Here is a 12,704-nt window from a genome sequence, read left to right as displayed (position 1 = left end):
AGGACGTCAGGACAAACACATCGTTCTGACGTCCATTCTACGCCCTGTCACATTGAAGAGACTTGGTATTTATCAGCCCTGCAAGGCGTCCAAGCCATCCGCCACCATGACAGGATCAAATTCCGTGATCGTGTAATCGGCCAGATCATGTTGATGAAACGGATCACGGGTCAGTTCTTCTTCAAGTAGAGCCCGGTCACCCTTGGCAAGGATCACCCCGCCATCACGCGGAATTTTACGCCCGGACGCCAGAAACATCCCCTTGGCATAGGCTGATTTCAGCCATGCGATGTGCCCGTCAATATGGGCATCCACTTCTTCAAGCGGGACTTTGTAACTCAGCGACACAACAAACATCTTTGATCCAGTCCATTATCTTGGAAAACAAGGTCGATCAACATACCCGAAAACCGTCAGATATGTGGATCAGGATGACGCTTCACCAACGCGCTCGATCAGCCGTTCAATCCGCTGGGCATGGGCATTTTCAACGCGCGCCAGACTTTCAAACCATGCGGCAACGTCATCAAGGCCTTCTTCCCGCGCGATACGCGCCATTTCCGGATAGGTCTGATCGGCTTCAGCTCGTTCTAAGGCCAATGCCGCTTCCAGATTGAGCTTTGTCGTCCCCAATGCCTTGCCGGTCGTCGCATCACCGGTTTTTTCCAGAAATTCCAGATGTCCGAACGCATGACCGGTTTCCGCCTCGGCGGCGGCTCGGAACAGCTCGGCGGCGTCGGTATCGCCTTCGATATCGGCCTGCTGGGCGAAATAAAGGTATCGACGGTTGGTTTGTGCTTCTGCGGCAAAGGCTGCGCGCAGATTTTCCTCGGTACGTGTTCCCTTAAGCGCCATGTGCGCTGTCCTTATATTATTGTTCGCAAGGATCATTTGCGTGGATGCATGCGAAAGGTATCAAACAAAACAGGCGGCAAACCCTTGCGGTTCTGCCACCCCTGTATTTGTCCTGAAATCGTTCTGCGTCAAGCAGCATCAAACCAATTTGCACCACCTGACGGCAGATTTCATCAGCCTGTCACCTTGTACCCAAATGCCGAAATTACCCCGCGACCAAGGTGCTGCATACAAGAAGAATCAGGCCGCGCTTCTGGCCGCTGAATTGCGTTTCAGACGGAAAACAAGATCAACCGACTGCAGTTCCGTGCCGCGCGGCATGTTGGGAATACCGGCAATCTGAATGGATTCAGCGGGAATGTCTGACAGCATGCCGTCTTCTTCGCAGTAAAAATGATAATGCGGGGCGGTGTTGGTATCAAAATATGAACGGCCCGAATCAACCACGATCTCATTAAGCAAACCGGCATCGGTGAACTGGTGCAAAGTGTTATAGACCGTTGCCAATGACACCTTGATGGTGTTGGTCATCGCTTCGGAATGAATTTGCTCTGCTGTGATATGGCGATGGCCATCTTCAAACATCAGACGGGCCAGGGCCAGTCGCTGCCGGGTGGGGCGCAGATTGGCCTCTTTAAGGCGATTAAGTGCATTGGTGTATGGACGCCCGGCGGTGGCGGTACGCATGATCTTGCCCCTTCACTTTCCTGACGGGCCAATATTCATTTACGGCCCCGATCAATTCCAAGGCTACCTTAGGGAACCTCTGCGCGCGGTTCTTTGATTTTGATCAACTCCAATCACATCAATCCGCGGCATCCGCCCATAAAAAAGGGCCGGTGAAAAACCGGCCCTTTGAAATGATCTGACAGATCGGTGATCAGTCACCGGTCATGATGCGATCAACAAGCTGTTTGACGGTCGGAATATTGCCGTTGGCATAGAACGGGTCTTCGCCAAACTTATAGGCATTATGGCCGGCAAACATCAGTTCGTTTTCAACCTTCGCACCGTGCGCAATGTTCTGAAGCGTTTTCTGAATACAGAAAGAACGCGGATCAGCCCGTTTGCCGGTCGTGCCACTGTGCTGTTCCCAGTTGGAAAACTGGCACTGCGACAAACAGCCCATGCAATCGATCTGATCTTTCTTAACCGTCAATGCGCTTTCAGGCGTCAAAAACACCATGGTTTCATCCGGGGTCGGCATGCCTTCGGTGTATCCGGCATCAAGCCAGCCACGCACCTTGTCGGCATCATCTTCGCGGACGTAAATCGGACGCCCACGACGGCCCAGCGGAATACCGACATGCAGGTCTGCTTCGGCGGTACGCGAATAGCGCACCTGACGATCAGACCGCTGATGCAGGTCTTCGAGGAAAGTATTACGCACCGCCGAGCTATAGAAACCCGTCGGGCTGAATTTATGCAGTGATACGTCGCCATCCTGAAGACTGGTCAGGCGCTGTTTCCATTCGTCGGAAATCTCGCTTTCCTGAGTCAGAAGCGGACGGGTACCAAACTGGAAGGCCACCGGAGCAACTTCCGGGTTGTCGATCCAGTCTTCAAAATCACGCAGGAACCAGACACCGCCAGCCATAATGATTGGCACATGGTTCAGGCCAACCGAATTCATGAATGTACGCAGGTCACGGACACGCGGGAACGGATCTTCGGGCACAAGCGGATCTTCGGAATTCGACAGGCCGTTATGGCCACCGGCACGCCATGGATCTTCATAAACCACACCGCCCAGCCATTCCGGGGTCTTTTTATATGACCGCAGCCACAATGCGCGGAAAGCACGGGCCGAAGACACAATCGGATAATAGTGAACGCCATAGTGGGCTGAAATCTGGGCAATCTTGTAGGGCATGCCCGCACCACAGGTCACCCCGTGAATAAGGCCTTTGGCACCTTCAAGCACACCCTCAAGGATCGGCTCAGCGCCGCCCATTTCCCACAAGACGTTCATATGCAAACGGCCTTCGCCGTTCCGCATTTCGTGGGCAATCTGAGCCTGTGCAATGCCGCCGCGAATACCGTACGCAATCAGTTCCTGATGGCGGTCTCCGCGGGTTTTTCCTGCGTATTCGATCGGAACCATGTTGCCGTTCTCGTCATACGAGTCAGCATTCACAGCGGAAAAAGTCCCGATACCGCCGGCAGCGGCCCATGCGCCGGAACTTTTGCCCGTCGATACAGCGACGCCTTTGCCACCTTCGATAACTGGCAAGACTTCTTTACCCGACATGACGAGCGGATTAAGGGCTTTCAAGTTCGTCTCTCCCATTCGGCAATTTGCCAGCGACACCCCTGCATCGCTTTGACTGCCGGACGACGTTACATTTTTATCGTCGTCCGGCATCCAATTTGCTTATTCGGCGTCGCCTGCTTCGAGGTCTGCACCGGTTTCCTGGTCGACACGTTTCATCGACAGTTTGATCTTGCCGCGATCATCGAAACCGATGACTTTGACTTTAACTGCATCGCCTTCTTTCACGATATCCGAAACCTGTTTGACACGCTCAGGTGCCAGTTCGGAAATGTGAACGAGACCGTCGCGGGCGCCAAAGAAGTTTACGAACGCACCAAAGTTGACAGCCTTAACGACCTTACCATCATAGATATGATCCAATTCAGGTTCTGCAACGATTGATTTGATCCAATCAACAGCTTGCTTGCCTTTTGCACCATCGGTATGTGCGACAGTGATCGAACCATCATCTTCGATATCGACTTTTGCGCCGGTTTCTTCGCAGATTTCGCGAATAACCTTACCGCCCGAACCGATGACATCACGAATTTTGTCTTTCGGGATCGAGAACTGGGTAATGGTCGGTGCATTGCCCGATACTTCACCACGTGCTTCCGGAAGCGCCTTGGACATTTCACCAAGGATATGCAAACGGCCGTCACGTGCCTGTTTCAGGGCGATCTGCATGATGTCTGCGGTCACCGAGGTGATCTTGATGTCCATCTGCAGCGAAGTGATGCCGTTTTCGGTACCAGCAACTTTAAAGTCCATGTCACCAAGGTGATCTTCATCACCCATGATGTCAGAAAGAACAGCAAAGTCGTCTGATTCCTTGATCAGGCCCATCGCAATACCCGCAACCGGACGTACCAGCGGAACACCGGCATCCATCATTGCAAGCGAGCTTGCACACACCGTCGCCATCGAAGACGAACCGTTTGACTCGGTAACTTCCGAAACAATACGGGTGGTGTACGGGAAGGTGTCTTTGGTCGGCATCAACGGATGCAACGCACGCCATGCAAGTTTACCATGACCGATTTCACGACGGCCAGGCGACCCCATGCGGCCAGCTTCACCAACCGAGTACGGCGGGAAGTTGTAATGCAGCATGAAGCTTTCACGGTATTCACCGTCAAGAGCATCAACGATCTGCTCGTCCTGACCGGTACCAAGGGTAACAACAGCCAGTGCCTGCGTTTCACCACGGGTAAAGATTGCAGAACCGTGCGAACGCGGCAGAACCGAAACTTCGCCCATGATCGAACGAACGTCTGCGCCAGTACGGCCATCAATACGTTTGCCGGTTTTCAGGATCGCACCACGAACGATGTCTTTTTCCAGATCCTTGATGATCGACGAAACTTTGCCTTTAAGCCCATCAGGAACTTCATCGCCAAGTTTCTCGACGATTTCAGCTTTGGCAACCGAAATGGCAGCCGAACGTTCCTGTTTGACAACATGGCCATAAGCTTTGGTCAGGGCATCGGTGCCAAGACCAGCAACTTTTTCGACCAATGCGTCATAGCCTTCTGGCAGTTCAGCAATAGCGCGCGGCTCTTTGGCAGCATCTTCAGCCAGATCAATGATCAGGTCGAGAACGCCCTGGAACTGATCGTGACCGAATTTAACCGCACCAAGCATGATTTCTTCGGACAGCTCGGATGCTTCGGACTCAACCATCATCACGCCATCGCGGGTACCCGCAACAACAAGATCAAGATCGCCTTCTTTAACCGAGTCGGTCGCCGGGTTGAGGATATACTCACCATCGGCATAACCAACGCGCGCAGCACCAATCGGGCCGAGGAACGGCAGGCCAGAAATCGTCAGCGCAGCCGAGGTACCAATCATGGCAACCACATCCGGGTCGTGTTCCATGTCGTGCGACAGAACGGTACAAACGATCTGGGTGTCGTTGCGATACAGCGGGTGGAACAGCGGGCGGATCGGACGGTCGATCAGACGCGAAACAAGCGTTTCTTTTTCCGAAGGACGGCCTTCACGTTTGAAGAAACCACCCGGGATTTTACCCGCGGCAAATGCTTTTTCCTGGTAGTTAACCGTCAGTGGGAAAAAGTCGACATCCGGGCGCGGCTGTTTGGCGCCAACAGCAGTACAAAGAACAACGGTCTCACCATAGGTGACCTTGACAGCGCCATCGGCCTGACGGGCGATTTTACCGGTTTCAAGGGTCAGAGTGGCGTTGCCCCACTGCATTTCCTTACGGACGACATTAAACATTATTTTCTCTTCCTCTTACAAACATCTGACGGACCCGTAATCATACACGAGTTCCGAACACATTAATTATGAGGCTTTGGTAACAGCTTCATAATTAATGGGTCCGGATTAAGCATCTGGTCGGCCCATCCGACCCTACTTCCCGTGTTCTGATCCATCAGAACAATAAAAAACGACGGCGGAGGTGACCCTCCGCCGTAGTTCGAAATCAGCGGCGAATACCGAGACGTGCAATGACGGTCTCGTAACGCGACTGGTCTTTGCGCTGCAGATACTTCAGCAGGCGACGACGCTGGCCGACCATCATGAGAAGACCACGACGGCTATGGAAGTCGTGTTTGTGTTCTTTCATGTGTTCGGTAAGGTTCTTGATCCGTTCGGTCAGGATTGAAACCTGGACTTCGGGGGAACCGGTGTCACCGTCTTTCTGAGCGTATTCTTTGATCAGCTCGGCTTTGCGTTCAGCAGTAATCGACATCAGGCATCCTTTCGCCTTTAGAGATTAAAAACACGTACGGGCCGAATTTCGCCACCACTTATCTCCGCCAACGCAACAGCGCGGTTATGGAGCATGGCACAGACGATTTCGTCCTGCACGACGGGGTTTTCGAGGGCACTTCGCTTTGCAACCGGCAACAGTCCTACGGACTGGCCAGATGAAAGGCGTTGCGCCTCGACTTCGGTCAGGGCCAGCGCCGGGATGTCGTCCAGCGCGGTCTCAACCGGAAGCATTTTCTTCAACACCTCTTCGGGGTCCATTTCGAGCAGATCCTGCAAGCGAATGGAATCACCCTCCGAAAACGGCCCCGCCGAAGTTCGGCGAAGCGCGGCGATATAGCCAACAGTACCAAGGCGCAGCGCAATATCGCGCGCCAAAGATCGCATATATGCCCCTTTGCCCGATATGACATCGAACACAGCATGATCGCGATCTGGCATATCGACCAGTCGAAGATCCTTGATCAGAATCGGACGTGGTTTTAACACCACCTCTTCATCGCGGCGCGCAAGATCATAGGCACGCTTGCCATTGACCTTGATCGCCGAAAACTTTGGCGGCACCTGCTGAATTTCACCCGTGAATTCATTCAGCACGGCCTTAATTTCGTCTGCGCTCGGACGATGATCAGACGTTTCGATAACGTCGCCTTCTGCATCATCCGTGCTGCGTGCTTCGCCGAACTTCAGCGTAACACGATAACTTTTGCTGCCATCCATGACATAAGCAACCGTTTTGGTTGCTTCGCCAAAGGCAATTGGCAACACACCAGACGCCAATGGGTCAAGTGTCCCGCCATGTCCGGCTTTGGCTGCATCTAACAGACGACGCACCTGATTGACCACGGTTGATGACGTGATCTCCAGTGGCTTGTCGACCGCCAGCCAACCATTAATGCTTTTACCGCGACGACGACGCGCCATCAGTCGTCCTCATTTTCCGGTTCGTTTGAACCACCATCCGCAAGATCCTGAGCAACGTGCGGATCGCGCAACAAAGCTCCGATATGGTCGGCGACATCAAAACTTTTGTCTTCGATAAATCGCAATGCTGGCACATATTTCATGTGAACTTTCTGGGCCACATGATTGCGCAGGTGACCCTTCTGGCGCGTCAGCGCCTTGAGCGAGGCTTCCGCCTCACCCCCGCCAAGCGGCGTGAAGGATACCATAGCATTGCGCATATCCGGTGAAAGACTGACACCCGTAATGGTGACCGGGCGACGGGTCAGTTCCGGTTCGTAAATATCGCCGCGTTCCAACGCCTGCGACAGCGCCTGGCGGATTTCTTCCGCCACTCGGAGCTGTCGCTGACTTGGTGCTTTGGCTGGTTGCTTCGCCATTTCAGATCCTCACCGCCTTACAGTTCGACGGCGATTTCCTCGTTTTCGAAGCACTCAATCATATCGCCGGCCTGCAGATCATTATACTTGGCGAACGACATGCCACATTCATAACCCTCGCGGACTTCTTTGACTTCGTCCTTGAAGCGACGCAGGGTCGAACAGCTCGCCGGAGTGAATGACCACGTTGTCGCGCAGAAGGCGGACACCTGCACCACGTTTGACGGTACCTTCGGTAACCATACAACCAGCGATCTTGTTGCCAGAGATGGTGAACAGGTCGCGGATTTCGGCGTAGCCCAGGAACTTCTCGCGAACTTCCGGCGACAGCATACCCGACAGCATCTTTTTAATGTCATCAGCAACATCATAGATGATCGAATAATACCGAATATCAACGTTATCACGACGCGACTGTTCGCGGGCCTGCTGGTTTGCACGCACGTTAAAGCCGATGATCAGCGCATTCGATGCACGGGCAAGTGTGACATCCGACTCGTTAATGCCACCAACGCCGCTGTGCAGGACGCGAACCGAGACTTCTTCGTTACCAAGCTTCTGCAAGGTCCCGATAAGCGCCTCGACCGACCCCTGAACGTCACCTTTGATGACAATCGGAAGTTCTTTAACTTCACCGCTCTGCGCGAACATGTTCTCAAGCGCGGATTTCTTCATCGCCGCAGCCTGCGTTTCGCGGATACGACGCTGACGGAAATCAGAAACTTCACGTGCTTTTGCTTCGTTTTCAACAACCACGAAGTCATCACCCGCTGCTGGAACACCGTTCAGGCCAGTGACCTCAACCGGCATCCCCGGAATGGCATCGACAACACGGTTACCGTGATCATCGACCAGCGCACGAACACGGCCCCATTCTGCACCCGTGACAAAGATATCACCGGTTTTCAGCGTCCCGCGCTGAACCAGAACGGTTGCGACCGGACCACGGCCTTTTTCCATACGGGCTTCGACGACAACGCCATCGGCAACACGTTTGGGGTTGGCTTTAAGGTCAAGAACCTCGGACTGAAGCAGAATGGCTTCTTCAAGTTCGGTAAGACCAAGACGCTGTTTGGCCGAAACCTCGACAGCCTGAACGTCGCCGCCCATTTCCTCGACCACAACTTCATGCTGAAGCAGCTGGGTTTTAACCCTTGATGCATCGGCACCCGGTTTATCGATCTTGTTGATCGCAATAATCATCGGAACACCGGCTGCCTTGGCATGGCTGATGGCCTCGATCGTTTGCGGCATGACCGAGTCGTCGGCTGCAACAACAAGAACAACGATATCGGTAACCTTCGCACCGCGCGAACGCATTTCGGTAAATGCCGCGTGGCCCGGGGTATCAATAAAGGTGATTTTCGCACCGGTTGCCATGGTGACCTGATAGGCCCCAATGTGCTGGGTAATACCACCGGCTTCGCCACCGGCGACATCGGTTGCACGCAGCGCATCAAGCAAAGAGGTTTTACCATGGTCAACGTGGCCCATAACGGTCACGACCGGCGGACGACCAATCAGATTGTCGTCATTCTCATCAACCGACACCAGCGATTCTTCAATATCAGCATCCGAAACACGCTTCATGTTATGGCCGAATTCTTCGACCACAAGCTGGGCGGTATCTGGATCAAGGCTCTGGTTGATGGTCGCCATAACGCCCATGCCCATCAGGGACTTGATCACATCAGCTGCACGTTCGGCCATACGGTTGGCAAGTTCCTGAACAGTAATGACGTCAGGAACGACCACATCACGCACGACTTTCTCCTTAGGTTTCTGCGGGCCCTGAGCACGGGCCTTGGCTTTGGCCTGCTGGCGCTTGATCGATGCCATTGAACGACGACGACCACTTTCGTCACCGCTCATGGCATTGTTGATCGACAGTTTGCCACGGCGACGGCCATCATCGGTTTTGGCGCGCGCAGCCCCACCCTTTGCTTCTTCTTCGGCACGCTTGCGTGCTGCCAAACGAGCATTTTCTTCGTCGATTTCCTTGCGGCTTTTGGTCTTGGCAGCAGCAGGGGCCGTACGACGACGCTCTTCAGGAACAAGCGGTTCGGCCGGTTCACCAGGCATGATTTCTTCGGCAGCTTTTGGCTTGCCAACCGGTTTGGGTTTGGAAGGTTTGCCTTTGGCCGTTGATGCTGCAATCGACTTTTCAACGTCTTCGACAGACATCGAGCCATCTTTAACCGGAGCATCTTCTGCTTTGTCGGCAGCTTCTGCCGCTTTGGCTTCTTCTGCCTTGCGGGCGTCTTCTTCGACCTTGCGCGCAGCTTCTTCGCGTGCACGCACCTCGGCATCCGCTTCATCCTGCTTGCGGCGCTCTTCAGCAGCCTTCAAAGCAGCCATGCGGGTTGCACGCTCACTGTTGGTCAGATTGCCCTGATCTTCGACAACCGGACGCTTTTTTACTTCTTTAACCGGTTCCTTTTTAGCTTCCGGTGCCGATTTGGCTTCCGGTGCTTCTGGCGCCGCCTGTGGCTCCTCGGCAACGAGATCCTTTTTCACTTCACGGAAGCGACCGGATTCGTTCTTTTCGAATGTCCGCTTCTTGCGCACTTCGACGGTCACAGATTTTGACCGTCCATGTGAGAAGTTTTGGCGAACCTGCCCTGCCTCGACCGTCTTGCTCAATTCAAGTTTCGATCTGTTGAGGCTCAGCGGTTTCTTCTCCTGATCGCGATCACTCATAATCCGTCCAACTTCCTCATTTCCTGCGGGATCGACTTCACACGTCAACCCTGTCCTGTCCGTCCGGCGCACGCCTGTTGTCAGACTGCGCGAAATCCTTCAAGCCGCTTCAAGGAGCGACCCAGCCGTTTGGCCAGGCCTCCTGGCGCAACGGCCACATGTACTGCTTTTTCACGACCAAAAGCCGCGCCGATTTCAGCAGCGTTCAGAACGGAATAAATCGGCAGATCCCGGGCCTTGGCCTCGATCTTGGATTTTCCGTCTGCAGCACCATCGCGTGCTGCCAATATCAGAGCCGCGCCCTCAGCAATTTGGGCACGTGCTTTTTCAAACCCGGCAACGGCTTGACCGGCACGTCGTGCAAGCGACAACAGATCAAGACATTTCTGCGTTAGCAGCTGCTCGATCCGGTCAGCAAGCTCGGGGTCGATCACGACTTTTTGCCGCGCTGCCCGGGCAAAGGCATTCTTTGCACAGGCGGTATTTATCACATCCCGCGACGGGCACAACCATAATCCCCGTCCCGGCAACCGTTCCTCAAGATCGGGAACAACCGAACCATCTGGTCCGATTACAACCCTGAGAAGATCTTCCTTGGCCCGGACCTCGCCGGTGACAATGCACCGGCGTTCCGGAACCTCGGCTACCTTGCCGCCTTTGCGATGCGACATGGCGTCCTCCGATCGGCCTTAGGCCTGTTCGCTTTCAACTGCTTCGTCAGCAGTCTCAACGGTCTCTTCTTCAAGACCTTCGAACCAGCCAAGCTTGCGACGGGCTTCCATGATCATGTCGTTCGCCTGATCCATGGTGATATTGTCGGCATCGCCGGCAAATTCGATCAGCTCGTCACTTGCCAGATCGGCGAAATCTTCAAGGTTTTTAACCTCATTCTCGCCAAGACGCACAACAACTGCCAGCGACAGGCCATTAAATTCGACCAGATCGTCAGCAACCTTAAGTTCTTCGCGGCGTTTCTGAAGACGTTCAGCTTCGTCCGACAGGAAGGTCCGCGCACGGGTACGCAGTTCCTCGGCGATTTCTTCTTCGAAACCTTCGATTTCTGCCAGCTCGGCCAACGGCACATAGCCAACTTCCTCGATCGAGGTAAAGCCTTCGGCGACCAGGAGATGGGCGATAACTTCATCAACATCAAGTGCCTTGATGAACATTTCCGCACGCTTGCGCGCTTCTTCCTGACGACGTTCGCTTTCGTCTTCTTCGGTCAGAATATCGATATCCCAACCGGTAAGCTGAGATGCCAGACGCACGTTCTGACCACGACGGCCAATGGCCAGGCTCAGCTGATCATCTGGCACAACGACTTCGATACGATTGGTTTCTTCATCCAGAACAACCTTGGTGACCTCCGCAGGCGCCAATGCGTTCACAACAAAGGTTGCCGGGTCTTCCGACCACTGAATGATATCGATTTTTTCGCCCTGCAATTCGGCAACAACCGCCTGCACACGCGAACCGCGCATACCGACACAGGCACCGACCGGATCAATCGAGGTGTCTGACGACTGAACCGAAATTTTGGCGCGCGAACCCGGATCACGGGCCACCGATTTGATTTCGATAATACCGTCGTAGATTTCCGGTACTTCCTGGGCAAAAAGTTTGGCCATGAAAGCAGGATGGGTCCGCGACAGGAAGATTTGCGGGCCGCGCTGTTCGCGACGCACATCCAGAATCACCGCACGAACGCGATCACCCTGACGTACTGTTTCACGCGGGATCAGCTCTTCGCGGCGCAGGATGGCCTCGGCACGGCCGATATCAACCAGGACGTTGCCAAATTCAACACGCTTGACCAAGCCATTGATGACTTCGTCGGCACGGTCTTTGTATTCTTCGAACTGACGTTCACGCTCTGCGTCGCGCACTTTCTGAACGATAACCTGTTTGGCGGTCTGTGCAGCGATACGACCAAAATCAATCGGCGGCAGCGGATCAATCAGGAATTCACCCAGATTGATGTTTTCATCACGGATACGCGCCTGTTCGAGCGACATTTGCGTAAAATCGTTTTCGATGTCATCGGTGACTTCAACGAAACGTGCGAGTTTGATCTCGCCGGTTTTACGGTCGATATGGGCACGGATGTCATGTTCATGGCCATATCTGGAGCGGCCAGCCTTCTGAATGGCCTGCTCCATTGCGCCAAGAACTTCATCACGATCAATGCCCTTTTCACGGGCAACGGCATCAGCAACTTGCAAAAGTTCCGGCCGTGGCATTCCCGAAGTGGCTTCCATATCCAACCTCTATTCTGCGGTGTCGTCAGTCCGGCGTTGGCCGGTGACATGCGCGATCAATTCATCCGTCAACACCAATTTCGACTTCGCGATATCGGCCAGCGGTAACAAGACACGTTCGCCATCAACAATCAGGGCGACCGCATTATCTTCAATCCCATCCAGCAAACCGCTGAAACGGCGACGACCATTTTGGGCCATCGTCAGTTCGACCTTTGCCTCAAACCCCTTCCACACTTCAAAATGCGGTGCACGGGTTAAAGGACGGTCGATACCCGGGGAACTGACTTCAAGGTGATACGCACCTGAAATCGGGTCCTCGACATCCATAAGGGCAGAAACAGTACGGCTGATTTCGGCGCATTCAGTAACATTGATGCTGCCTTTGGCGTCCGCACGATCTGCCATGATCTGCAGGATATTGTGGTCCTGTCCGGTCATGGAGACGCGGACAAGTTCAAAACCCAGCGCGTTGATCGACGGTTCAATAATTTCCGTGACCTTCGCCATCAACGGGTCTTTTAACTGCTGTCCAATCAGTTCGGCCATATA

At 54.0% G+C, this 12,704-nt stretch carries 11 protein-coding genes and 1 pseudogene; all 12 read right to left on the bottom strand.

Features of this window, described 5'->3' with window-relative positions:
* Nucleotides 1–72: 72 nt before the first annotated feature.
* The 12 genes and pseudogenes from AC0VXT_RS20765 to rimP all read right to left on the bottom strand — a co-directional run bounded on the left by AC0VXT_RS20765 (nucleotide 73) and on the right by rimP (nucleotide 12,701).
* Nucleotides 73–357, bottom strand: coding sequence for a YciI family protein (locus AC0VXT_RS20765; protein WP_101301301.1), 285 nt, complete (start codon nucleotides 355–357; stop codon nucleotides 73–75).
* A gap of 69 nt (nucleotides 358–426) precedes the next feature.
* The gene (locus tag AC0VXT_RS20760) at nucleotides 427–855 is read right to left on the bottom strand and encodes a rubrerythrin family protein (protein ID WP_022733756.1); all 429 of its coding nucleotides are present in this window, start codon (nucleotides 853–855) and stop codon (nucleotides 427–429) included.
* A 240-nt stretch (nucleotides 856–1,095) separates the two neighbouring features.
* Complete coding sequence (gene irrA / locus AC0VXT_RS20755; RefSeq protein WP_276654863.1) at nucleotides 1,096–1,542, bottom strand: iron response transcriptional regulator IrrA; 447 nt, start codon at nucleotides 1,540–1,542, stop codon at nucleotides 1,096–1,098.
* Nucleotides 1,543–1,735: 193 nt separating this feature from the next.
* On the bottom strand, nucleotides 1,736–3,130 hold the full coding sequence (locus AC0VXT_RS20750; RefSeq protein ID WP_028791762.1) for an NAD(P)H-dependent flavin oxidoreductase: 1,395 nt from the start codon (nucleotides 3,128–3,130) through the stop codon (nucleotides 1,736–1,738).
* A gap of 99 nt (nucleotides 3,131–3,229) precedes the next feature.
* Entirely contained in the window at nucleotides 3,230–5,353 is a 2,124-nt protein-coding gene (gene pnp, locus AC0VXT_RS20745; protein ID WP_475546911.1) for a polyribonucleotide nucleotidyltransferase, read from the bottom strand.
* A gap of 208 nt (nucleotides 5,354–5,561) precedes the next feature.
* Nucleotides 5,562–5,831, bottom strand: a complete 270-nt coding sequence (gene rpsO / locus AC0VXT_RS20740) for a 30S ribosomal protein S15 (protein ID WP_022733752.1) — start codon at nucleotides 5,829–5,831, stop codon at nucleotides 5,562–5,564.
* A 17-nt stretch (nucleotides 5,832–5,848) separates the two neighbouring features.
* The gene (gene truB, locus AC0VXT_RS20735; RefSeq protein WP_022733751.1) at nucleotides 5,849–6,775 is read right to left on the bottom strand and encodes a tRNA pseudouridine(55) synthase TruB; all 927 of its coding nucleotides are present in this window, start codon (nucleotides 6,773–6,775) and stop codon (nucleotides 5,849–5,851) included.
* Nucleotides 6,775–7,194 carry a 30S ribosome-binding factor RbfA gene (gene rbfA, locus AC0VXT_RS20730; RefSeq protein ID WP_022733750.1) on the bottom strand — a complete coding sequence of 140 codons (420 nt, stop codon included), beginning with the start codon at nucleotides 7,192–7,194 and terminating at the stop codon, nucleotides 6,775–6,777. Before rbfA ends, truB begins: the two co-directional genes overlap by 1 nt.
* Nucleotides 7,195–7,211: 17 nt before the next feature.
* Nucleotides 7,212–9,894: pseudogene (gene infB, locus AC0VXT_RS20725) on the bottom strand (translation initiation factor IF-2).
* Between the two features lie 80 nt (nucleotides 9,895–9,974).
* On the bottom strand, nucleotides 9,975–10,565 hold the full coding sequence (locus AC0VXT_RS20720; protein WP_022733748.1) for an RNA-binding protein: 591 nt from the start codon (nucleotides 10,563–10,565) through the stop codon (nucleotides 9,975–9,977).
* 18 nt (nucleotides 10,566–10,583) lie between these two features.
* A complete protein-coding gene (gene nusA / locus AC0VXT_RS20715) occupies nucleotides 10,584–12,152 on the bottom strand; it encodes a transcription termination factor NusA (protein ID WP_028791761.1) in 1,569 nt (522 codons plus the stop codon).
* A gap of 9 nt (nucleotides 12,153–12,161) precedes the next feature.
* Entirely contained in the window at nucleotides 12,162–12,701 is a 540-nt protein-coding gene (gene rimP, locus AC0VXT_RS20710; RefSeq protein WP_022733746.1) for a ribosome maturation factor RimP, read from the bottom strand.
* Between the last annotated feature and the right edge of the window lie 3 nt (nucleotides 12,702–12,704).

Source organism: Thalassospira sp. Z349TD_5 (assembly GCF_056173045.1).
The sequence above is the reverse complement of the archived record's forward strand: the minus strand, read 5'-3'. Positions and strand labels throughout refer to the sequence as shown.